The organism is Intestinibacillus sp. Marseille-P6563, from assembly GCF_900604335.1.
Classification (GTDB): domain Bacteria; phylum Bacillota; class Clostridia; order Oscillospirales; family Butyricicoccaceae; genus Butyricicoccus_B.
Genome location: NZ_UWOD01000002.1, coordinates 105,389 through 127,979 on the forward strand (window position 1 = coordinate 105,389; position 22,591 = coordinate 127,979).

27 protein-coding genes are annotated in these 22,591 nt (G+C 53.6%); 14 read left to right on the forward strand and 13 right to left on the reverse strand.

Annotation, left to right across the window (positions count from 1 at the left end; all coding sequences use genetic code 11):
• Positions 1-50: 50 nt before the first annotated feature.
• On the forward strand, positions 51-905 hold the full coding sequence (locus tag EFB11_RS08595; RefSeq protein WP_122789835.1) for an arsenic efflux protein: 855 nt from the start codon (positions 51-53) through the stop codon (positions 903-905).
• A 45-nt stretch (positions 906-950) separates the two neighbouring features.
• On the opposite strand, the gene EFB11_RS08600 is transcribed toward EFB11_RS08595, so the two are convergent.
• From EFB11_RS08600 to EFB11_RS08610, 3 genes are read right to left on the reverse strand one after another with little or no spacing between them, the layout of a single operon-like run.
• Positions 951-1,571: a CpXC domain-containing protein gene (locus EFB11_RS08600; RefSeq protein ID WP_164706682.1), complete on the reverse strand. Its 621-nt coding sequence runs from the start codon at positions 1,569-1,571 to the stop codon at positions 951-953.
• Between the two features lie 20 nt (positions 1,572-1,591).
• Positions 1,592-2,032 (reverse strand): DUF2752 domain-containing protein, encoded by a 441-nt coding sequence (locus tag EFB11_RS08605; protein WP_122789837.1) that lies wholly within the window; start codon positions 2,030-2,032, stop codon positions 1,592-1,594.
• Entirely contained in the window at positions 2,029-3,642 is a 1,614-nt protein-coding gene (locus EFB11_RS08610; protein ID WP_122789838.1) for an ABC-F family ATP-binding cassette domain-containing protein, read from the reverse strand. Before EFB11_RS08610 ends, EFB11_RS08605 begins: the two co-directional genes overlap by 4 nt.
• A gap of 226 nt (positions 3,643-3,868) precedes the next feature.
• Here EFB11_RS08610 and EFB11_RS08615 point away from each other — a divergent pair, with 226 nt between their 5' ends.
• Together EFB11_RS08615 and EFB11_RS08620 are read left to right on the forward strand one after the other, a co-directional pair.
• Entirely contained in the window at positions 3,869-4,393 is a 525-nt protein-coding gene (locus tag EFB11_RS08615; protein ID WP_122789839.1) for a nitroreductase family protein, read from the forward strand.
• A gap of 15 nt (positions 4,394-4,408) precedes the next feature.
• Positions 4,409-5,125 (forward strand): NAD-dependent protein deacylase, encoded by a 717-nt coding sequence (locus tag EFB11_RS08620; protein ID WP_122789840.1) that lies wholly within the window; start codon positions 4,409-4,411, stop codon positions 5,123-5,125.
• Between the two features lie 45 nt (positions 5,126-5,170).
• Here EFB11_RS08620 and EFB11_RS08625 read toward each other — a convergent pair whose 3' ends face one another.
• The 3 genes from EFB11_RS08625 to EFB11_RS08635 all read right to left on the reverse strand — a co-directional run bounded on the left by EFB11_RS08625 (position 5,171) and on the right by EFB11_RS08635 (position 8,411).
• Positions 5,171-6,499 (reverse strand): MATE family efflux transporter, encoded by a 1,329-nt coding sequence (locus EFB11_RS08625; protein ID WP_164706683.1) that lies wholly within the window; start codon positions 6,497-6,499, stop codon positions 5,171-5,173.
• A 17-nt stretch (positions 6,500-6,516) separates the two neighbouring features.
• Positions 6,517-7,959 (reverse strand): M20/M25/M40 family metallo-hydrolase, encoded by a 1,443-nt coding sequence (locus tag EFB11_RS08630; RefSeq protein WP_122789842.1) that lies wholly within the window; start codon positions 7,957-7,959, stop codon positions 6,517-6,519.
• Positions 7,960-8,075: 116 nt separating this feature from the next.
• A complete protein-coding gene (locus tag EFB11_RS08635) occupies positions 8,076-8,411 on the reverse strand; it encodes an LPS biosynthesis protein (protein ID WP_122789843.1) in 336 nt (111 codons plus the stop codon).
• Between the two features lie 202 nt (positions 8,412-8,613).
• Between EFB11_RS08635 and EFB11_RS08640 the strand changes: the two genes are divergently transcribed.
• Genes EFB11_RS08640 through EFB11_RS08660 form a run of 5 tightly spaced genes read left to right on the forward strand, consistent with a single transcriptional unit; the run spans position 8,614 to position 12,910 of the window.
• Positions 8,614-8,991 carry a GntR family transcriptional regulator gene (locus EFB11_RS08640; RefSeq protein WP_122789844.1) on the forward strand — a complete coding sequence of 126 codons (378 nt, stop codon included), beginning with the start codon at positions 8,614-8,616 and terminating at the stop codon, positions 8,989-8,991.
• Between the two features lie 51 nt (positions 8,992-9,042).
• A complete protein-coding gene (locus EFB11_RS08645; protein ID WP_122789845.1) occupies positions 9,043-9,846 on the forward strand; it encodes a hypothetical protein in 804 nt (267 codons plus the stop codon).
• A gap of 16 nt (positions 9,847-9,862) precedes the next feature.
• Entirely contained in the window at positions 9,863-11,461 is a 1,599-nt protein-coding gene (locus EFB11_RS08650; RefSeq protein WP_122789846.1) for a DUF3558 domain-containing protein, read from the forward strand.
• Between the two features lie 15 nt (positions 11,462-11,476).
• Positions 11,477-12,268, forward strand: a complete 792-nt coding sequence (locus tag EFB11_RS08655; protein ID WP_122789847.1) for a hypothetical protein — start codon at positions 11,477-11,479, stop codon at positions 12,266-12,268.
• A 15-nt stretch (positions 12,269-12,283) separates the two neighbouring features.
• A complete protein-coding gene (locus EFB11_RS08660) occupies positions 12,284-12,910 on the forward strand; it encodes a hypothetical protein (protein ID WP_122789848.1) in 627 nt (208 codons plus the stop codon).
• 130 nt (positions 12,911-13,040) lie between these two features.
• Here EFB11_RS08660 and EFB11_RS08665 read toward each other — a convergent pair whose 3' ends face one another.
• Entirely contained in the window at positions 13,041-14,219 is a 1,179-nt protein-coding gene (locus EFB11_RS08665) for an IS110 family transposase (protein WP_122789849.1), read from the reverse strand.
• Positions 14,220-14,469: 250 nt separating this feature from the next.
• Between EFB11_RS08665 and EFB11_RS08670 the strand changes: the two genes are divergently transcribed.
• The gene (locus tag EFB11_RS08670) at positions 14,470-15,180 is read left to right on the forward strand and encodes an ATP-binding cassette domain-containing protein (protein WP_122789850.1); all 711 of its coding nucleotides are present in this window, start codon (positions 14,470-14,472) and stop codon (positions 15,178-15,180) included.
• Between the two features lie 85 nt (positions 15,181-15,265).
• A complete protein-coding gene (locus tag EFB11_RS08675; protein WP_122789851.1) occupies positions 15,266-15,523 on the forward strand; it encodes an HPr family phosphocarrier protein in 258 nt (85 codons plus the stop codon).
• A gap of 50 nt (positions 15,524-15,573) precedes the next feature.
• Here the strand turns inward: EFB11_RS08675 and EFB11_RS08680 are convergent, their stop codons facing one another.
• The 4 genes from EFB11_RS08680 to EFB11_RS08690 are packed head-to-tail and all read right to left on the reverse strand — an operon-like array spanning position 15,574 to position 17,072.
• Positions 15,574-16,095 (reverse strand): zinc ribbon domain-containing protein, encoded by a 522-nt coding sequence (locus EFB11_RS08680; protein ID WP_122789852.1) that lies wholly within the window; start codon positions 16,093-16,095, stop codon positions 15,574-15,576.
• Positions 16,092-16,310, reverse strand: coding sequence for a zinc-ribbon domain-containing protein (locus EFB11_RS16845; RefSeq protein WP_164706684.1), 219 nt, complete (start codon positions 16,308-16,310; stop codon positions 16,092-16,094). The genes EFB11_RS08680 and EFB11_RS16845 overlap by 4 nt, the downstream gene beginning before the upstream one ends.
• Entirely contained in the window at positions 16,307-16,600 is a 294-nt protein-coding gene (locus EFB11_RS16850) for a hypothetical protein (protein WP_164706685.1), read from the reverse strand. Before EFB11_RS16850 ends, EFB11_RS16845 begins: the two co-directional genes overlap by 4 nt.
• Positions 16,590-17,072, reverse strand: a complete 483-nt coding sequence (locus EFB11_RS08690; RefSeq protein ID WP_122789854.1) for an RNA polymerase sigma factor — start codon at positions 17,070-17,072, stop codon at positions 16,590-16,592. Before EFB11_RS08690 ends, EFB11_RS16850 begins: the two co-directional genes overlap by 11 nt.
• A gap of 172 nt (positions 17,073-17,244) precedes the next feature.
• Between EFB11_RS08690 and EFB11_RS08695 the strand changes: the two genes are divergently transcribed.
• Genes EFB11_RS08695 through EFB11_RS08705 form a run of 3 tightly spaced genes read left to right on the forward strand, consistent with a single transcriptional unit; the run spans position 17,245 to position 19,121 of the window.
• Positions 17,245-17,637: a GntR family transcriptional regulator gene (locus tag EFB11_RS08695; RefSeq protein WP_122789855.1), complete on the forward strand. Its 393-nt coding sequence runs from the start codon at positions 17,245-17,247 to the stop codon at positions 17,635-17,637.
• Positions 17,624-18,472 (forward strand): ABC transporter ATP-binding protein, encoded by an 849-nt coding sequence (locus EFB11_RS08700; protein WP_122789856.1) that lies wholly within the window; start codon positions 17,624-17,626, stop codon positions 18,470-18,472. Before EFB11_RS08695 ends, EFB11_RS08700 begins: the two co-directional genes overlap by 14 nt.
• 13 nt (positions 18,473-18,485) lie before the next feature.
• The gene (locus EFB11_RS08705) at positions 18,486-19,121 is read left to right on the forward strand and encodes an ABC-2 transporter permease (RefSeq protein WP_122789857.1); all 636 of its coding nucleotides are present in this window, start codon (positions 18,486-18,488) and stop codon (positions 19,119-19,121) included.
• A 53-nt stretch (positions 19,122-19,174) separates the two neighbouring features.
• On the opposite strand, the gene iolE is transcribed toward EFB11_RS08705, so the two are convergent.
• Both iolE and EFB11_RS08715 read right to left on the reverse strand, forming a co-directional pair.
• On the reverse strand, positions 19,175-20,101 hold the full coding sequence (gene iolE / locus EFB11_RS08710; protein WP_122789858.1) for a myo-inosose-2 dehydratase: 927 nt from the start codon (positions 20,099-20,101) through the stop codon (positions 19,175-19,177).
• A 187-nt stretch (positions 20,102-20,288) separates the two neighbouring features.
• The gene (locus EFB11_RS08715) at positions 20,289-21,479 is read right to left on the reverse strand and encodes an NAD(P)-dependent malic enzyme (RefSeq protein ID WP_122789859.1); all 1,191 of its coding nucleotides are present in this window, start codon (positions 21,477-21,479) and stop codon (positions 20,289-20,291) included.
• Positions 21,480-21,661: 182 nt separating this feature from the next.
• Between EFB11_RS08715 and EFB11_RS08720 the strand changes: the two genes are divergently transcribed.
• Entirely contained in the window at positions 21,662-22,564 is a 903-nt protein-coding gene (locus EFB11_RS08720) for a DUF4362 domain-containing protein (protein WP_164706686.1), read from the forward strand.
• The last annotated feature ends 27 nt before the right edge of the window (positions 22,565-22,591 follow it).

A 22,591-nucleotide genomic window follows, 5' to 3' on the forward strand; every position in this document is an offset into this window, starting at 1 on the left:
AGGAAGATGATATAATGAGAACCATTCCCAGGTTAGCAAAGGAGAACATCATGGCTCATCTTATTTTACATGCGATCACGCATTCCCTCGAGGATGTTATCAAAAGCGCGCCCATCCTCTTGATCGTATATGCGGTGCTCTACTGGATCGAGCACAAAATGCGCGCCGCGCCCACGCTGATGGACAAGGCACAAAAAGTCGGCCCAGTCATTGGCGCTCTGGCGGGCAGCGTGCCCCAATGCGGCTTTTCGGCAGCCGCTTCCGCCCTGTTTGCCGAAGGGTTTTTGGCGCCGGCCACGCTGGTGGCGGTCTTTTTAGCCACCTCGGACGAAGCCATCCCACTGCTGCTGTCGGGCGGGGCCACAGGACAGGCCGTTTTATTGATCGTGGTCAAAATTGCGTTGGCAGTCGCAGGCGGCTATGTGCTGCAATGGACCATCTTTCATCGAAGCAACCGCCAAGCGAAGGCACCTGTACACATGGACATCAGTCACCATGGCGACCATTGCTGCGGCTCTTCTCTTTTCTCTGCAATCGTTCTGCGTACCGTACAGACCTGCCTGTTTTTGCTCGGCATTATGGTGGTCATCAATCTGGCCGTGGAATTTGTCGGTGAAGATGCCATCTCATCGTTTTTGCTCGGCGGCAGCTTTTTGCAGCCCGTCTTATGTGCCTGCATTGGCCTTATCCCAAGCTGCGCCATTTCGGTCCTGCTCAGCCAGCTCTATTTGTCGGGCGCCATTGGATTCGGCGGCCTGGTCGCTGGTCTGTCGACCGGCGCCGGTTTTGGCTATATGATTTTGCTGCGGGAAAAATCCAGCCGCAGCCGCGCCCTGCCGGTCATTGCAGCGACCTGGGTGATCGCTGTCATCGGCGGCATCCTCTGCCAGTTCATCTGGAACTAAGTTCGGAAATCAAGTCCGTCCCGGTCAAACCGGAACGGACTTTTTTTATTCGGTCGCGCTGTGCAGCAAATCCAAGGCATCCCGCGCCCACTCCAGATCGATCTTGACAAAATCGCGGGTCGAGGTAAACAATCGCTCCTGTACATCCTGTGCGATCTTCTGATATACCGCGCCCGGCATGGAAATATACTGCTCCACCCCATCGGACAGCACTGCAACAAACCGGAACTCTGCCGTACGGGTGTCCAAATCGTGGAACAAGAGCTCGACAACATCCAAATCCTGCGGTAACTGTGCCAGCAGCAGATATTTCATGATTTCGACTGCACGGTCGTCCAAACCACGCTCTAAAATATTGATTTTTTCTCGAAACGCATTGAAATCCACGACCCAGCGCAGCGTATACCCAGCCAGCGGATCAAAATCCGCCCGTTCGGGCGTATCTTCCCGCAGCCAGATCATGAACTGCCCGGACAAGTCATGATAAAGACATGGGTCCATCACCAAGGAAGTCGCACCGCACACCGGGCAGCGCCAGCGAAAACAGGACAGGTCCTGCACCTTGGCACGCATTTCGGGCGTACGGTCGATATTGATCGAGGATAGGGGCTTGCGCTCACTCTCGTTTTTGCAATGGGGACATGTGATTTTTTCCATCTGTGCCATCGACATTCCCCTCCCTTCTGCTAAAATCCGGCCCCGCCGCGCAGGGCATGCAACACACGCGCGATCTGGCCATCCTGCCAGTCCATGGATAAAACGGGGTCATGCAGCGCCAAACGTACGCCGTATGTCACCAGCATCAGGGCGCATACGGCATACATCGCGGCCAGTTCCCGTTTTTCGCTGCCGAACAGCGGCCGTTTGCCCCAAATGGCATACAGCAGCAACGGCGGCACCACAAAGACCATGGGATGGTATTGTGCCGCCAAACGCAGCCGCTCCCCCAAATCGCCGTGGCCAAACACCAACGACAGGCAGGCACGTGTCATCCCGCAGCCAGGGCAGGAAAATCCGGTAAAATATCGAATCGGACAATTGATGCCGGTCAGCAGCAAGACCAAACTGACACCGGCAAAAATGCCGAGCAAAATCAGCAGCCGATACAGGCGCTGTTTCCAGGTCATTTCCCGTTCTTCATGCGCTCGGCACGAAATTCCAGGAATTCATCGTAGGTGCATTCCTTATCCAGCACGCCATCCTCGCGCAGTTCGATGATGCGGTTTGCAATGGTCTGCATAAATTCGTGGTCATGGGTCGCAAACAGAACGTTGCCCTTAAAGTCGCGTACGCCATTGTTGACCGCGGTGATGGATTCCAGATCCAAGTGGTTGGTCGGCTGGTCAATGACCAGCACATTGGAGCCAAACAGCATCATGCGGGACAGCATCATACGCACCTTTTCGCCGCCCGAGAGGACATCCACCGGCTTGTACACATCGTTGCCCGAGAACAGCATGCGCCCCAGGAAGCCGCGCAGCGTGGATTCCAGGGTATCGGTCCGCGAATACGGCGCCAGCCATTCGAGCATGTTTTCCTTATGGCCGTCAAAGAACGCATTGTTGTCCTTGGGGAAATACGACTGCGAGGTGGATACGCCCCACTTGAAGGTGCCTTCATCCGGCTCCATCTCGCCCATGAGAATCTGAAACAGACAGGTTGCCGCGCGCTCATTCTCGGCGATAAAGCCGATCTTGTCGCCCTTCTTAACGATAAAGGATACATTATTGAGCAGCTTTTCGCCGCCGATGGTCTTGGAAATGCCGCTGACCTCCAAAATATCCTTACCGGCTTCACGGTCCATTGTAAAGCCTACCCACGGATACCGGCGGGACGATGCCGGCAGCTCTTCTACGGTCAGCTTATCGATCAGCTTACGACGGCTGGTCGCCTGACGCGACTTGGACTTGTTGGCCGAGAAACGCTGAATAAAGGCCTGCAATTCCTTGATTTTTTCTTCGTTCTTGCGGTTCTGGTCACGAATCATGCGCTGCACGAGCTGGGACGATTCATACCAGAATTCGTAGTTGCCCACATACAGCTTGACCTTACCATAGTCGATGTCAACGATGTGGGTACATACGTTGTTGAGGAAGTGACGGTCATGCGATACCACGATGACCGTACCCGGAAATTCCATCAGGAAGTCCTCCAGCCAGTGGATGGCGTCAACGTCCAAATGGTTGGTGGGCTCGTCGAGCAGCAGGATGTCCGGATGGCCGAACAGCGCCTGCGCCAGCAGAATCTTGACCTTATCGGTGTCCTGCATGGAGCTCATCGGACGATAGAGGACCGCATCGCCGTCCAGGCCAAGGCCTTCCAAAAGCTGACCCGCCTCAGTGTCGGCATTCCAGCCGTCCATCTCGGCAAACTCGGCCTCCAGATCGGCGGCCTTATTGCCATCTTCTTCGGTGAAGGGGTCTTTGGCGTACAGCGCTTCTTTTTCCTTGATGATCTCATACAGACGCGGATTGCCCTGGATGATGGTATCCAGCACGGTAAAATCGTCGAATGCAAAGTGGTCCTGCTTGAGCACCGACATACGGGTCTGCGGCTTGATGGACACATCGCCGGTCGTGGAATCCAGTTCGCCCGATAAGATCTTCAGGAAGGTCGATTTGCCTGCACCATTGGCGCCAATGACGCCGTAGCAGTTGCCTTCGGTGAACTTGATGTTGACATCTTTAAAGAGGGGCTCCCCTGTAAAGTTTACGCTTACATTGGAAACGTTAATCATGTTGCCTCCATACATTTTCTCAAAAATTTTTAATCAGATGTATTATATCACACTTGGATTCTGCATGCCATCAAACTTTTGCCGCGAGTAGATTTTTGTGCGTCTTGCTTGAAAAACTTGCGGCTGCGGACTATACTATAAGCAAATGGACCATGAAACACCCCGCGTTCGCTGAAAAAGGTTACAACTTTGATGCGATTCGCCCCATTTCAAGGAGGTTTTCTTTATGCGTGAACTTATGAACATCATCCGCTCCCGCCGTTCGACCCGTGCGTTTCAGCCCGGAAAGCTGCCGCCGCGTGAACAAATCGAACAGCTTGTAGAAGCTGCTCAGTGGGCTCCCAGCGGTATGGGCAAGCAGCTTTGGCATTTTACAGTTTTATATAATGCAGACAAATCTATGGAACTGGCCCGTGCCGTTAGCGCGGCGACCGACCGCGGTCCGGACTATAATTTCTACCATGCCCCGGTGCAAATCATCGTTTCCTATGAGCGCGACGAGCGGCACGCGTTTCTGGATGGCTCGGCAGCCATGGAAAACATCCTGCTCATGGCAGAAAATCTGGGACTGGGCTCTTGCTGGATCAACCAGATCCGCGATTGCTGCGATGAACCGGAGGTTCGTAAGCTGCTGACTTCTTATGGCATTCCCTCGTCACACATCGTCATCGCTTCGGCAGCTATCGGCTACATCGCCAAGGAGACCCCTGCCAAGTCCCGCAAGGAAGGCACCGTCACCTTTGTGGAATAAGAAAGGACGCTGGTTATGACTGAAGCGGTTGCAAAACTCAAAGAGTGGGTCGATGGTTCGCAGAACATCGTCTTTTTCGGTGGCGCCGGCGTATCCACCGAAAGCGGCATTCCGGATTTTCGTTCGGTGGACGGCCTGTATAACCAGAAATATGCCTGGCCACCCGAAACCATCCTTTCCCATACCTTTTTTGTCCGTCAAACGCCCGAATTTTATCGTTTTTACCGCGACAAAATGCTCTGTTTGGACGCCAAGCCCAATGCAGCGCATTTAAAACTCGCCGAACTGGAAAAGGCCGGGAAACTGCGAGCCGTCATCACTCAAAACATCGATGGCCTGCACCAGGCCGCGGGTTCGCAGGAAGTGCTGGAACTTCATGGCTCGGTGCATCGCAACTTCTGTATGCGCTGCCATCGCTCTTTCCCGCCGGAGGAGATTCTGAACAGCACCGGTGTGCCTACCTGCCCTTGCGGCGGCACGATCAAACCGGATGTGGTGCTGTATGAGGAAAGTTTGGACAACCATACGCTTCGCAAAAGCGTCGAATACATCGCTCATGCCGATATGCTCATCATTGGCGGCACATCGCTTGCCGTCTATCCGGCTGCTGGTCTGATCGATTACTACACGGGCAGCAAATTGGTGCTCATCAACAAAGATGCGACCCCGGCAGATCGCCGGGCCGATCTGGTCATCCATGAACCAATCGGTCAGGTCTTTGCGCAAATTTAATCGGGTATATCACAGGCGCGTTCTGAAAAGAACGCGCCTGTTCGTTTATCCGCCGTGGCGGGCATGGTACACCGATAGACCGATCGACAGCAGGCTGGTAATGCCTTCCGCGCATAAAACCGCGGCAAAAATCGCAAAGCCGCCAAACAGCCCCGGCAGTACGATTGCAAACAGCACGGGCAGGATCACGCCGCGCAAGACCATGATCGCCAGCGCCGGTGCCGCGCGCACGATGGATTGCAAGTACGTCGTCAAAAACAGATTGAGTCCAAACGGCAAAAACGCCGGAAAATAGGTGTGCAGAGCAGGCACCGATAAGGCGAGCAGCTCTTCGGTCGGCTCGACAAACAGCGCGGTCATCATTTCTGGGAAGGTGTATGCGCACAAAACCGCCACACATGCCAAAATGACCACGGTTACCAATCCCATCAGTCGCACTCTGTGTACCCGTGGACGCTGTCCGGCGCCGTAGTTGGTCGCCATGACCGGCTGTGCTGCCTGTCCGACGCCATTGAACAGCGACTGCATTACAAGCGCATAGTTCGCTACCACGCCATAGGCAACCACGCCGGCATGTCCCAGGTACCGCAAAAGCTGACGGTTAAACGTAAAGGTAATCAGGCCGGATGCCGCCTCAATGAAGAAGGACGGAGCGCCGGATAAGAAGATCTCTCCCGCTAAACGCAGGCGAATGGATTTTCTGGAAAAATACAGCCGGTTGCGCGGGGAGCGCAAATGTGTGAGCACCACAAGTACGGTCACAATATTGCCGAGCAGCGTCGCCGCAGCGCCGCCGGTCAGCCCGAGCTGCATCGGGAAAATAAACACATAGTCCAAGATAATATTGACCGCTGCACCGCTCAGCACACCGGCCATGGCACGTTTGGGATCCTGGTCGTTGCGCACAAATGCCTGCAAAAAGTAGGACAGCACAAAAAACGGTGCTCCATAGACGATGAACTGCGCATAATCCATGACCATTTGGATGTTGCTTTCATCAGCTCCCAAGGCATAGCACAGTGGACGGAACGCCAGTGCCCCCGTCAGCATGAGCAGAAGCGCCACTCCGACGACCATCAAGACCGCCGTTGACCAGATGCCTTGTGCGCGTTCGTCGTCCCCATTGCCGCGGGCGACCGAATACAGAACGCCGCCGCCTACCCCAAACAATGTCCCGCTGGCAAACAGCACGGCAAAAACCGGCAGGACTAAATTAAGCGCTGCCAATGCTTCGGCTCCGCATCCCCGCCCAATCATGATGGTATCGGCTAAAATATAAATTGATGTCACGAGCGATGCGCTGACCGAAGGCACCAGGTATCGAAAATACAAACTGGACGGTCGGTCGCGCAAAAGATCCATTTGTTTTGCCATCGTGTTTCCCCTTTTTCTTAGTTTGCCGCAGGGCGTGCCAGATATTCGAGAAGCATCTTTGCCAGCGGCGGGATGCTGTCCAGCCGCCACCGTTCCTCCGGCGAATGGCAGCCTTCGATGTCCATACCCAGTCCCACGCATGCCAGATTCGGATTCTTGGCATAGAAATAAGACGGTTCCAGGCCAACATGCTGCGCTACAATCTGCGGTTCACCGGATACATACTGCTCATGCAGCTGCCGCATCCGTTCAGCCAGGGCACTTTGCGGCTGGGCCGGCCAGGCTGGGTACCGTGTGCGTACTGTCCTGGCAAAGCCGCACATACCCGCCACCAGCTGATGGCTTTGCCGCAGCGCCATTTCCGCCTGCGGATCCATGAATCGTATCATGGCATCCAGACAGAGCGCGCCATCCTGCTCATAGACCCGCCCCAAATTGGAGGAATCGCTGACCACACCCGGAAGTTCCGGGTGCATGGCATACACGCCGTCGGCAAATCCGCCGAGCAAGGTCAGCAGGCCGCTGGTGACACTCCCCGCCCACACCCGTTCGGGCATTTCACACGGCTCAATCGTAATTTTGGCCTGTGGATTGGTGGCAGCATGCCGGTCTTGAATTTCCTGCGCAAATGCCACAGCCTCCTGCTCGATGGATACCGCTGTCACAATTTCGGCCTGGCACTCATAGGCGATGGCATTGAATGCCTGTCCCCCGGCCAAAGACGCGATGGCAAACGGTGTTTTGGTTTGCAGCCGCCGCAGCAGTTCGCCCATCCACAGAATGGCATTGCCGCGCCGCTTATCGATGTCAAAACCGGAATGTCCGCCGGTCAGACCGGATATGGTGATGCGGTAGGGTTTACCCGCCGGGGATGGTACGGTTTCCAGTGCCCGGGCATAATGTTCCCGTGTGCCGCCAGCTGCGCCAACCAGAATGCGCTGCGACGAAAACCCATCCAAATTGATCAGTTCTGTAACGCCTTGCACGCTTTGCGCATCGATTTCCCGTGCGCCGTTCAAGCCGGTTTCTTCCTGCACGGTAAACAGAATGCGCAGCGGCGGATGCGGAATCTCCTGCTCCAGCAGCCATAAAATGAGCGCCACACCTGCGCCGCAGTCCGCCCCCAGCGACGACCGTCCGCCGGTCGACAGCCATCCATCTACAATGCGCGTTTCAATCGGGCTGGACGCTGCATCATAATCCGGTGCGCCCGCTGCACATACCATATCGATATGGGCTTGCAGGGCGATTCTGGGCGCGTTTTCCAGCCCTGCTGTGCCGGGCACATCCGCCCAAAGATTGTGCATGGCATCCCGCTGTACGCTGGCGTTCCAATCGCGCAGTTTGCGCTCCAAATAGTCGGCAAGCGCCTGTTCCTGACCCGACCCATGCGGAATGGCACACAACGGATAAAACGCCGCCAGGACGCCGTCTATCATCTCCTGATCGGTAAACGACATTTATAAGTTCCTCCCCTTCCATTTTGCACTCGTTCCAGCATAGCAGAATTTGTCCATCTTTGCAATTCCTCCGAAAAAAGGGACGTGTCCGGCTTTTGCCTTTCACGTCCATTTTTTTATTCTTTGGAACAACCAGCACAATCGGCACAGCCTGCTTTGTGCTGCTCCTCATACGCATGCAAGGACCCTTCGGTCAAATGCGAAAGCGCTGCGACCCGCTCGTTGATCATGTCCCACAAGCACATGGGCAAATGGTCACGATGCCCGCGATGGATGGTCACGCATTCAAAACAGTTGCCGTGATGCGGACAGGCCTCCTTGCAGGGGCAATGGTCGCCGCTCTCCCGCACCTGCCGCAAAAACTCCATCTTCATCTCATAGGCTTCTTTCTTTTTGCCTTGCTGGTCCAGTTCATTCTGCCGAATTGCCAATTCATTTCCATCAATTTTCATATGGTACACCTTCTTTTTGTTCTTCCACGGGCTCTATGATACCATACCCATTATAGCAATCTGCCCTCTGCCCGCCAAGAGGCCAATCCTGCCAAAAGCGCGCGGGTTTGTTTGTATATGTTTCCGAAAGTCATCGCATACCGTTGACGACTCCATGTATTACTGCTATAATACACATACCAAAGAAAGGAGGGAGTACCCCGTGGTCCAATTTCATGACCTTACGCTCACGGCACGCGAACCGGTTTATCAGCAGATCGCTTCCCATGTCAAGCGGCAGATTTTCCGGCGCACGGCGCAGGACGGGGATCCCATCCCCTCACGCCGTGAAATCGCTGCAACCTTGGCTGTCAACCCCAACACGGTACAAAAAGCCTTTCGACTGATGGAAGAAGAAGGATTTATCCGCACAAATGGCAATGCTGGCAGTGTGATTTTTGTCGATGACGCCATTTTGCACCGCATCGATGAAGAATTGACCCGCGGCATGGTCGAACAATTCGTGCAAGACGCCAAAGACAATGGTCTATCCTTCCCCCGCGTGATTTCTCTGATCGGCGAACTGTGGGAAAAGGACTAATTTTTTTACCAACCATGTACTACTCAAATAATACACAGGGAGGGACCCCTTATGAAACACTATTATAAACTCACCTGTTTTTTCTTCCGGTATCTTAAATGGATCACTTTGGGCATGATTCTGCTGGCTGCCGCAGCCGAACTCGGCTGGTTGTGGTATTCCGCCCAGCAACCCGAAGCCGCCTATGCAACGTATCAACTGATGGTGTATAATCCCGGCCGATGGTTTCATGTGAGCAAGATATTTTCGATTGTGTTTACCCTTTTCTGTGTGGCCATCTCCTTATGGATCCTGGCTAGTTTTCATGGCAAGCGCCATCCTCTCTATACCCTGCTCACCCTGCCTGGCCCGCGTGCGGCGTTGCCCCTTGCCATGTTTACAGCAGTTTTGCTCGCCTTTGCTCTGTTTTTGCTGGCGCAATGCGGCATTCTATTTGCCGGGTATCATCTATGGGCACATCAAACACCGATTGCGGCAGAAGCCTATCTTTCCCAGATTCAGAGCACCGACCCTACGGTCTATGAAGCGTTGCACTCCGCCAATGTGCTGCCCTTTGTCAACAATGATTTGTATTTGGCGTTTGCCCATTCTCCTGTGGGGGCACTGGTTTTGCCGTCCACACCGCTTTATGCACTGTATCCGTTGGGCTTATGCGGTTTGTTTGCTGCCTCGAATGCCTTTGATTTTCTCATGAGCAACCGCATCTCGGTCGCTACATTGTACATTACCTTTACTCTGACCGATAATTCCGCACTGTCTGACTATACGCCAGCTTTTGGCGCACTTTTCCTAGTGATCGCCGTTTGTCTGATGGCGTATACGGTTTACCGTGCTCGTCGCTCGCCTTTGACCTGAAAGGAGGCTCATTACTATGTTTCCCAAGAAGCCTACCCGCCGCCATAAAATCATCCTCCCACTCGCACTGGTTGTCGTTTTGGTCGGTTATACCGTATTCAGTGGCTGGATGATAGCCGCCCCACGTGAACTGACCGCCAAACTGGTCGACCTCTCCGGTGACCGCTCTGCACTCGACCCATTCCCGCTGGGCCTTACCCTGCAAAGCGAATTGCTAAAGCAGGATATTCGCATTGAAAACGGCACTTTGACTTCCTCGGTCCGTTACGACCGCGGACGACAGCCTTATGCAGCCACCGATACTCCGGTCAGCAGCGCGGGTTCTATGCTATCGCCAGCCCCTGGCGCACAGACCGAAATCACGTCCGGCTTTTTGCCTATCATCTCGTTTCCTTCGCAAGAGTTGGAACCGGAAGAAGGCTATATTCTCACCACTGACCGGGCGAAAATCTACCTCAGTGGTTATGTATTTGAAGAATCTTTAAACGGACATTTCTGCATCGAAAGCGATATGTATCTGCAATCGACAGAGCCCGATCTTTCGATTGGGTACTACGACGAAAATCAACTGTCGTATGCGTCCCGTGCGGACAAGAAAGATGACGGTCTGGGTTCGTATTCTATCTACGGCGCGACCATTGGACCCAATCGCATGGACCCCGACCTCTTCGAAAGCTTTCAAATCGACTTGCAGGGCGTACGCTGTGGGGATTCCATTTTCTTCATGCCTTGCACCGATGGCTCCATCGAACGTGCCACGCAGATTACGACCGATTCCAACGATGTCACCCAGTATTCCCAGTCGGCTGTCGGTTCTCCGGGAAGCACCAGCACATCTACCATCCAGCTCACCGGCACATGCCATTTGTATCAGGTCGTGGAGGCGGATTACTTTGCAGTACCTTTTGAAGGATGCACACCAGACAACATCACCACTTTCGGCAAGGTCGAACCGGTCTTGTCCTTCCCTGCGGAGGACTGCTCGCTGCTGACCTTGCAGAACATCGACGATGAATATATTTTCCTGGGTGTAAAAACCGGGCGGGAACTGCAATTTTATCTGCTGCGTCCGGATGGTACCGTACAAGACCAATGCAGCCTTCCGATCCCGGATGACGTATCCGATGGCCTCACCTGGGAATCCGAATCGCAATTTGCCAACCGGGATACCGATGGGGCTGCTTGCCAGACCTTGGGATTGACCGCTTCGAATGTGTACTACGAAGATCGAAACACCGTGCATATTGGTGTGGAATTTTCGGAATTTTTGTCTTTCCGCATCACAGATCATTTGGAACTTGCCTCGCATCAAGATTATGAAATCAGCACCTATCCGATGCTCATGGCTTACCGCGATGGCAAACTGTTCGTCCTCGATCAGGTAGACCGCAACTTCCCGCTTCCTACCGCAGTGCCCGATGACAGCAGCTATTTTTATTCCCCATCTTATACGCAGTTGTATGTATCCGTATATGACGATACCGGACGCTTATATTATGGAGAACTGCAAACCGACATCAACGACCAATACTTCCGTTCGTACTATTCGCGTTCGTATGCTAATTTTTATCTTCTGGATGAACCTGATACGCTGCAACGCGGCACATCATTCTAAAGGAGGGAACGACAGATGGACACTTATTGCAAATTGTGCCGCCATTTTTTCTGGCGTTTTCGCATCGCGCTGTGTGTCACAGCGTCTACCCTGCTGGCTGTGGAACTGATTTTTTACCTATGCAACGCCACACAGTCTATATATGCTTATGAGCCTTTTGAAACCATCTTGGACGCCATCTGGATTGGGCCCTGTTTTCTCATCGTCCTGTGCGCTTTGATCGTCTATATCATCAGCCGTTTTCTGGACGATAGTATCCGCGATTCCCGCGCCATCTATACGCTCATGACGCTGCCCGGTCCTTTCTGGGCTGTCCCACTGGCGTGGGCTACCACCCTGCTGGCTGCTATGTGCATGCTGGCTGCCATCCAGCTTCTATGGATTTTCGTTCTATACGCACTGTATCCGCCGCTTCAGCACCTCGCCTGCCAGTTTTATCAGGAGGAACTGCTGGACCGCTATCGGCTTGCAACTGCGGATTTTCCACCCCTAGGCTTCCGCAAAGGGCTATCCTATGCCTTTCTGCGCAATTCGTTTTTACATTCCTTACTGCCCTTGCACGGCAGCAGCCTGCCGCTTTGGTTGTCCAGACTCCTGTTTCCAGTGGCCGTCGGTACCACTTGTTTGTCCGTCCGGCGTTGGCGGCGTATGCCGTTTGTTGCGCTTGTGGTCGCTGTGCTCATCTATCTGCACGTCCGCTGCTCTGCGGCACACATGCCCTGGCTGGCTGGCATTGCCTTACTTCTGGAAGCCGGATTGCTGCTTGCCGCGATCTTCAGTTTCCGGCGCGCCCGCAATCTGGCCTGACAAGGAGGGAGCCTTATGAAGAAAAACATTTGGAAAACCTATCCTTTGTTCTGCATCCTCGCAGCCTTTGTGCTGATCGGCAGCATTACCAGTGTCGTTCTGGCTTTTGAGCGCCAAATCCCCGAAGTCACGCTGACCGATTTGGAGGGCGATCCTGCGTTGCTGGACGCCTTCCCGCTCAGCTTCCATCTGGTGGACCCCAAACAATCCGACCGTCCGGCTCTGGTGCAGGAATATACGCTGGAAAACCATACCCTTGCCGTGCGCACCCGTTGGCAAACCGAAATCGACAACACACACGACCTCCCAGACGGTTTACCGGATTTCGCTGCACAAATGCATCCGGTTGCTGCCCTAGAAAACCAAGCGTATTGGTTGATTGTTACCGAAGATTTGCAGGACATCTATCAGTTTCCTCATGAATCCTTTCTGTCGATCGCTCTGGACCCTGGTTATCTATTGACCATCTGCGACCGAACCAGCGGACAAATCCTCTACCGTGGCCGCCTGAACACCTGGGCGGGCGATGATGTCAAACTCTATTGCGATGTCCGTAACGCAAGCGGCGAAGAATTTTCTGATGCCTTCCCATCCTTTTCGGTACCGCAACGGACACTTTCCAATTTCAAACTGAAAGATTAACTATTAAAAGTCAACCCCTAAAATGAATGGTGGTGGTCAAGTGGTGGTCAACCGGAGATGGTTCAAAAAGGGCATAGCAAAGCTGAGGTCTTGTCAGACCCCTACTGGGCGGCTATTCAAGTGGTGTCACTCAGGCTGCTGAGCGATAGGGTTGCTTGGATTTCTCCATGGCAAAGATAAGCCGCACCAGCTTCTTGGCAGCGTGGGAGATGGCAACATTGTAGTGCTTACCCTCGGCCCTCTTTTTAGCGAGATAGGCGGCAAAGGTTGGATTCCAAAGACAGACATACTTAGTAGTATTGTAAAGAGCGTAGCGTAAGTATCGGGAACCTCGTTTCTCCATGTGCGGGTAGCAATTTTTGAGCTGTCCGGATTGGTAAGTAGACGGTGACATTCCGGCATAAGCCAACAGCTTGTCTGAGGAGTCGAAGCGAGAGAGATCCCCAACCTCTGCCAGGATCATGGCACCCATGCGGCAGCCAATACCTGGAATGGTGGTGATGGGAGAATGGATTTCCTCCATCATGGCCTCAATTTCTGCTTCAATCTCGTCAATCTCGGTATCTAATTCCTGGATGAGACGGATGGTGTGCTGTAATTCCAAGGACTTGGCAGGCATTTTAGAACCAATGGAGTTTCGTGCCGCATCCCGAACTGCCACAGCCATATCCCGCTTATAGCGTCCTTTGGAGGCATTCTCCAGAAGGGATTTGAGCCTTGTCAGGTGTGCCTTGGCAATCTGTTTGGCACCTGGAAACTCTTCCAGCAGAGCATAGACAGTCGCCAAATGGAGAGAGGACACCAGCTTCTCCAGTTCAGGGAAGAGAATGCAAACCAGTCTGGAAATTGAGCTTTTCAGTTTTGCTCGTTCTTTTACCTTGTCAAAACGGTATCTGGTGAGTGACTTTAGTTCCTCATTGTGATATGCTGTATTCGTGTAGGGTTTGAGGCCCACATCGGATAACAGCATAGCAGCAATGGTTCGAGCATCTACATGGTCGGTCTTGGTCTTTCGCAGGCTGAGACTTTTCCGGTAGAGGTTCGTGCGTAAGGGATTCAAGACATAGGTGGCCAGACCGTTGTCAAGAAGAAATCCAAGCAGATTGTAGCTGTAATGTCCCGTAGCCTCAAGCCCTACCTTTATTTTGTCCTGGGATGCGGTGCAGACCTGGATTTTCTCCAGCAGTGTGTGAAATCCATCCATATTGTTGGAAATGGTAAACACATCTGCAAGCACTTCACCCTCCGAACTCTGAATAAAGCAGTCGTGCTTGTCCTTTGCCACATCAATACCAACAGAAACTACCATTTCTAAAACCTCCAACGGTAAATTTGTAATGCTGTTCCACAGAACACTTTGCTTTTGTAACCTTGTTCCACATAAACCGTCTGGCGGTATTTAACTGATTAACAAAACTGCAAAGGGCTGTGGTTGGAACCTTTCAGGAACCATCTTGTGGTAGGAGAATCGCACCAATCCACAGCATCCCTTACAGTGTAGCACAGCCCTTGGAGAGGGGCCTTAAAAACTACTACTCTATAATACAAGGAGAATCGGTATGATCACGCTTGAAAAAGCCGCAAAATATTACAATGGCACTTGCGCGTTCCGCATTCCGCAACTGACCATCGAAGATGGACAGATTGTCGGTCTGCTCGGCGAAAACGGCGCCGGAAAAACCTCTCTGCTCAAGGTGCTGGCGGGTGTGACCGACCACGATGGCACCGTGCTCATCGATGGGCAGCCGCCGCGCAAAATCTATGATCAAATGGCGTTTATCACCGAAGAAGGCAGCTGGTTCGGTTTTATGAACGCCATGCAGTTCGGAGAGTTTTTGCAGGACTTTTTCCCCGGCTTTCTGACCAAGCGCTATCAAAGCCTGCTGGACTTTTTTGAATTGCCCCGCGATCGGGCCATTCGCAGTTTTTCCAAGGGCCAACAGGCAAAAATAGAGATCGCCGCCGGTTTTTCCAAAGGTGCACGATATATTTTCATGGATGAACCGTTTTTGGGGAAAGATATCTTCACCCGCCGGGATTTTCTGAAACTGATGGCTTCCAGCCTGCACGGAGAAGAAACCATCCTGATTTCCACCCATCAGGTGGAAGAGATTGAACATTTTCTCGATCGTGCGATCATTTTGCATCAAGGTTCCCTGGTTTCCGACCAAACCTTGGATGAAATCCATGCCGCAGGCCAGAATCTGGTCGAGCGGATGCAGGAGGCAACCGGCTACGATCCGGAACGCTATCAAAAATTTGAATTTTAATCCAAGATTGTCTGTGCATTTTTCAAAAAACATGGTATACTATAAAAAATGGTTTGTACCCAAAAATCCAGAAAGGATGATTCCAATGAAGACTTTTACCTACACCATTACCGATGCACTCGGCATCCACGCTCGTCCGGCTGGCCTGCTGGTTAAGGCAGCTACCCCGTTCCAGAGCGAAATCACGCTGGAAACCCCGGCCAAGAAGGCCAGCGCAAAGCGCATGATGGCTGTTATGGGCCTGGGCGTTAAGCAGGGCACCGAGCTGAAGGTTACGGTGGAAGGCGCTGACGAAGAAGAAGCTGCTGCTGCAATGGAAGCTTTCTTCAAAGAAAACCTGTAATGTAAAACAAATAAAAAGCGATATCCGAAAGATTTCGGATATCGCTTTTTTTATGCTATATCGATCACCGCGGTTGTCATCCCTTGGTGAAACGCCGTGGTATAATTCAGCATGGCTAGGAGAATCAAAGCCACAAACACCAGTGCAATGCCAATCAAAACGATCCACAACCACTTGAGCGAACCGGCTTCCCGCCGGACGACCGTTCGCGGCCGGTCGGCATCCAATTCGGCGCCGCAATGGGCACACAATTTCCAGTCATCATCCACCGGTTTGCCGCAGGCCGGACAGGTGTATTTCAGCTTAGCCCCGCACGACGGACAGCACACAAAACTATCCTGCACCGCCGCACCGCAATGGGCGCACACCGAAGCCGTATGGCTGCTCCGCACGATCAAATAAACGATCAAACCGATAAACGACGGCACGAGTACAGCAACCAGTGTCCATAGCACCGGCTCCATCCCTCGTGCTTTGGCATCCCGATAGACGCAAATGCCGACGCACAACGGAATGCCGATGAGGATGACGAAGAGAAATCCGAGCGGCAATAGCGCAGTCAATGCCATCATACCTTCTTATCCTCCTTCCCCTTCAATTCGGCCCCGCAGTAGGGACAGATCTGGTAATACGGCTGAATCTTTTTTCCGCAGGAGGGGCATTTCCATACCCGGCCCCGGCGGCGCAAGACAAGCCACAGGACAAAGACCAACAACGCGCCGATCGCTACTGTGTTGATAATCGTCACCACGATATTCCAGAAACTGAAACCTACAAATTCATTCATATCTTTTTCTCCTTTCCATAATGGCGCAGCAGCAAGGCAGACACTCCGCCGCCAGCTGGCAGCACGACCAGGGCGACAACCGCCAGGAAAAGACTCATTTCCGGCCAAATTGGCCGCACACTCCAGCCAAAGGCGCACAGTCCTACCGTCCAAAGGCAACTCATCAGGCACAAAAGCTGCAACTGCAATCGTTCCCATCTTTGCTGTGCCCGCCGCCGCAGCTGCTGTTCACTGACCCGTGGCGGCGTTACCTCAGGAAATGTCATAGCCTGTTTTAATTTATCCTCCATCGTCATCCAGCACCCCTTTCAACTTGGCCCGCGCCCGTGCCAGACGGGATTTGACCGTCCCTTCCGGCACACCCAGCAGCCGGGCAGTCTGCGCGATATCACAGTCCTCAAAGTAATACAGCGTAACAACCAGCCGCAGCGATTCGGGCAAGGCATCCACCGCTTCCCGCACTTCTGGATAAGGGTCATCGGGCGGGGCGGCGACGTTTTCCCAGAAGTCTGGTTGCTCGTCCCTGCCAAACCCCAGCACTTCGGCCAGTTTGCGGCGGCGGTATTGGTCGCGATAGGTATTGACGCAGATGGTGGTCAGCCAGGTGTCAAACGGCCGCGCGGGATCGTATTTCCGATAGGCCCGCATGGCCTTGTACCAGGTATCCTGATACAAATCGTCTGCATCAAAACGGTTGCGGCACAACCGGAGACACAGGGCGTAAAGCCGTGCGCCATAGCGTTCAATTTGTTCGTCCAACACCCTGTATCCCCTCCCTTCTATCTTGTTATACGAAGCAGGACTGCCCCCGGTTCCCGGCGGCAGAAAAATTTTTTTGATTTGCCTTGACAGTGTGTTTATATTGTGTATACTTAGTATATACACTAGTTACGCCGAACCGGTACCATCCGGCGCATCCATGAGGAGGTAGGTTTTGAATATCATTCTTTCCAACACCAGCGGGGTTCCAATCTATGAACAGATCGCCGAGCAGATCAAGGCCCTCATCATTTCCGGTCAGCTTGCCGCCGATTCTCCCCTGCCTTCCATGCGGCTCCTCGCCAAGGAGCTGCGCGTGAGCCTTATCACGACCAAGCGCGCGTATGAGGAACTGGAGCGTGACGGATACATCCGCACCGTGACCGGCAAGGGAAGCTTTGTCGCAGGCCTGAACAGCGACCTGATTCGGGAAGAACAGCTCCGTCTGATTGAAAACGACCTGCGCGCTGCGGTCCAGCGCGCCAAACTCAACGGTTTATCTTTGAGTGACCTGACCGATCTTCTGTCTTTGCTCTACGAGGAGGATACCGACCATGAACGCACTTGAAATTCGGCACTTGACCAAACGCTTCCCCAAATTCACCTTAGATGACATTTCGTTTTCCCTGCCTTCGGGCACGGTGATGGGCTTGATCGGCGAAAACGGCGCCGGCAAGTCGACGACCATCAAATTGCTGCTTGGCCTGCTGCGGGCGGATGCCGGTGAAGTCTCCATCCTGGGGATGGACCCACGCCATCAGGAACTGGAAATCAAACGGCGGCTGGGTGTGGTCAGCGAAGTGACCATGCACCCGGCGACTTACCGGGCCCGTGACACCGGCAAGGTGCTCGCTTCGGCTTATCCAAACTGGGACGAACGCCAATTTGAGCACTATCTGCATGCGTTCGGCATCGACCCCGCGAAACCGTGCAAGGACCTGTCCAAGGGTATGCGCATGAAATTATCCATCGCCTGCGCCCTGTGCCATGGCGCCGACCTGCTCATCTTGGACGAACCGACTTCCGGTTTGGACCCAGTCGTACGCGATGAAGTGCTCGACATCCTGCGCGACTTCATGCAGGACGAAGGGCATTCCATCCTGCTGTCCTCGCACATCACCAGCGACCTGGAAAAAATCGCCGATTACATCACCTTCCTGCACGAGGGGCGGGTACTGTTCAGCGAGTCTGTGCTGGACATGAATGAATCGTACGGCATCTTGCGCTGCACCCCGGAAACCGTGCAGTCATTCGCCCCCGGCACGGTCTATGCCGAACGGCGTGACCAGTTCGGCACCGAAGTCCTGGTCGACCCGCGCCGTCTGCCGGCGGGATTGCAGGCCGAACCCGCTTCCATCGACCAAATCATGCTCTTTTTGACCCGCTATGCGGTGACTCAGTAAAGGAGGTATTTTCATGCTTGCATCGTTTCGCAGTGATGTTTACCTGCTCCGCGGACAACTCAAAACATTACTCGGTGTGTTCGCCTTTATGATGGTTTTCGCATTTGTCCAGAAATCCATCTACTTTGCGTTCTTTTATCCGGCTTTCATGTCCATTCTACTGCCTATCAGCGTGTTTTCGCTCAGTGAGCAGTCGGGCTGGGAATCTATGCTGCTCTCCGCTCCGGTGACCCGACGCGGTATCGTCCGCGGACGGTACCTGACCTGCGCAGCCGTTGCGGTCAGTTCTATCTTGATTGGCTTTGCCTGTTCTCTCCTGATTAGCATGCAGGAGTATGAGGGCGCAATCATCGCTGTTCTGGTGGCGCTGACCCTCGTTCTGCTGCTCAATGCCATCCTTCTTCCGGTCCTCTATCAGTTCGGCCCAACCAAAGCACGATTTATCATCATGGCGGTCTGCATCGGACCCGCGGTGCTTCTGCCGCTGCTGATGGAAAAATTTGAAACGAGCAACGAACAATTGCTGCAAGATGTGCTGTCGCTTCTGAGCTCTGTCTGGTTTCTGCTTATTTTGCTCGCGTGCAGCGTGGTGCTGTTTGTCTTGTCCTATTTGATTTCCTGCTTGATTTACGGCAAAAAAGAGTTCTGAGCACAAAAAATCCCGTTCCAAACCGGAACGGGATTTTCTTTATGAAAACAAACTTACTTCAGAACCACTTCGCCGCCCAAGCCGGTGTGTGCGGTAATGTACTCGCGGCCCATCTTGGAATACTCGAACGGATTGGCCTTTGCCGGGTCCTGCTCGGCCTCAACCATAATCCAGCCTTCGTAGTTAGCCTTGTCCAGAATATCAAATACAGCGTCAAAATCTACGCAGCCGTCCGGGTCGCCCGGTACGGTGAATGCGCCTTCACGAACAGCCTTGAGGAAGGACCAGTCTTCGTTCTTGACCTTCTCAACGATCGGCATACGCATGTTCTTGAGGTGAACGTGGCCGACACGGTCAGCAAACTTGCCCAGAACGGCAACCGGATCTTCGCCAGCAAAGGTGAAGTGACCGGTGTCGAAGCACAGGAATACATACTTCGGGTCGGTGTTCTCCAGCATGCGGATGGTTTCCTCAACCGTCTGGCAAACGGTGCCCATGTGATGGTGGAAGCAGGTCTTGATGCCGTACTTCTCGAGCGACAGCTTGCCCAGCTTGTTCAGGCCGGTGCAGAAACGATCCCACTCTTCATCGTTCATGACGCGCTTGTCCTTGAGGATGCGCTTGTCCATCATGCCCTGGATAGAGCCGGACTGCTCGGAAACGTTGATTGCGGTTGCGCCAACGTAGGACAGATATTCGAGTTCCTTGACAAATTCAGCTTCTACTTCTTCGTACGGCTTGTCTACGAGGAACGAAGAGAACCACTTGGATGCAATGGTCATGTTGCGCACATCGAGCATGTGCTTGAGTACCGTCTTATCCTCCGGATACTTGTGGCCAACCTCACAGCCGTCAAAACCTGCCAGCTTCATTTCCGAAATGCACTGCTGGAAAGTATTTTCGTCGCCCAGGTCCCACATATCATCATTCGACCAGCCGATCGGACAGATACCCAATTTTACTTTCTTTGGATCCAACATATTTCTTACCTCCATAAATCTCGCATTTGTCCCTTTGCCCCGGGACGTCCTGCTAAACTGTGATTTCCTGCTTTTTACAGCAGACTTCCACATTTCACAGTTCACACCATGCTTGGTATATTTCTTATTCTAAGATACTCCCCCGGCAAAGTCAATCGGAATTTACAAAACTCTACCCAGGAATTTATCAACACTCGCCATTTTGTGTGATGCGTGCCACGCCGCTGCCGATTGCTGCCTGCGCAACCGCCTTAGCAACCGCCTGAATGACCTCCTTATCAAAAGCCATGGGCATGATGTGCTCGGGAGTCAGTTCGCTGTCCGGCACTACATAGGCAATCGCCTTGGCGGCAGCCAGCTTCATCTCCTCGTTGATGTCGCTTGCGCGCACGTCGAGCGCACCGCGGAAAATACCTGGGAACGCGAGCACATTATTGATCTGATTGGGGTAGTCCGACCGGCCAGTGCCAACGACTGCCGCGCCGCCCTTCTTGGCATCTTCGGGCCAGATCTCAGGCACCGGGTTGGCCATCGCAAAAACCATGGGATCCTTGGCCATGGTCGCCACCATGTCGCTGGTCAGGACCTGCGGCGCCGACATACCGAAGAAGACATCCGCGCCCTTGACCGCATCGGCCAGGGTGCCGGTCATATGGCTGCGGTTGGTAACCCGCGCCATTTCGGCCTGCGCCGGATTGAGCCGCTCGTCGCCTTCGCAGACAATGCCGAAGCGCTCGACCATGGTGATATCCTTGACACCCAAAAACATCAGGAATTTAGTTACAGCAATAGCCGCCGCGCCGCAGCCATTGACCACCATCTTGATGTCCTCGACCTTGCGGCCGGTCAGGCGGCAGGCGTTGATGAGCGCTGCCCCGCAGCATACAGCCGTGCCGTGCTGGTCATCGTGGAACACCGGAATGTCGCACACTTCCTTGAGCTTGCGCTCGATTTCAAAGCAGCGGGGCGCTGCGATGTCCTCCAGATTGATGCCGCCAAACGAACCGGAGATCAGCTGGATGGTGCGGACGATCTCATCCACATCCTTGGAGGCAACGCAGAGCGGGAACGCATCCACATCGGCAAAGGCCTTGAACAGAGCGCACTTGCCTTCCATGACCGGCATACCGGCAATCGGGCCAATATCGCCCAGGCCGAGCACCGCCGTGCCGTCGGTGATGACCGCGACCAGATTGCCGCGACGAGTATATTTATAGCTGAGCGACGGGTCGTCCTTGATCTTCAAACACGGTTCGGCAACACCCGGAGTATAGGCGACCGACAGATCTTCTTTGGAATTGACCTCGCAGCGTGCAATAACTTCGATTTTGCCCTGCCATTTTTCATGGGCGATGAGTGCTTTCTCTTTTGCGTCCATCTCGTGAAAACCTCCGTTAGTTAAAATGTAGTCTTTCCCCTATTTTACCGCATCTGCGTCCGATTGCCTAGCCTTTTTCCATTTGTCCAGCCGGTTTTGGCATTTCCCCCAGTTTCCGGCTATCCCGTGCGGAACTTTTTGCCGCTTTGCGCCGTCTAAACAGGCAAAGGGGGATGATCGTTATGAAATATAAGATACTGCTCCTGTTGACTACGCTCTTTCTCTCCGGCTGCCGCATCTTGCCGCAGCCCGACCAGCCATCCAGTTCCGTGCCGCCCGCGCAAAGCGCCGAACAAGGCATCGACTGCGGCATCGTAGAATGTTCGGTCGGCCAGGAAGACCCGGACGGCAGCGAATACTTTACCGCCTTTGCCGAGCTTTCTGCGGCTGGACGGCCGTGTTTTGTTCGCGTTATCTGCAAATCTATCGAAGGAGTGTCCATCTATTATGATCTGTCCTTCGACGGCACAGCTTTTACCTGCACCATGGAGGTACCCGCCACCGCTTATTCCACACAGCAAACGCAAACGACCCATTGGGCGCAGCTGACTCCCGTAGAAACCTATGAAAACTCTGCTTTCTACCGTTCTTGGTATTTAACCGGCGCCGATTATGACGTCTGCACCCATCTAGCCGAGCTGAACGAAACGCCGGACACCCTGCTGCTGTTCCGCGAAACGCTGTCTGCCACCCAGGTATGGCAGGTTGAATGCGGTTCTTATGAGCAGGCGCTCAGTGGGGATACCAATGTATCCGCGCGAGATGCGTTCATCGATCTGGCTTATACGCAGGGCATCCCGGCGCATCTGCGCCTGGTGTCCTATACGATCGAGGGCGACCCGATCGTTACGGATGTGACCTATGACGGACAATCCTACACCTGCACACGGGACACCACCGCCGACCGTTTTGGTGCGCAGGAGGTGACGACAAACCAGTGGCCTTATCTGGTCTTGCGACTGGAAGATGACGGCAATGTCCGCCATAGCATCTGGCTGTCCCAGGACCCGGATGAAGTGAATGCAGAAAACGCCTTTTTCCTGTTTGAGGAAACCTACGACCATCTCCTGCCCTCGCTGCGCTGAAACCCCAACCTGCTCTTAAAATAGAAA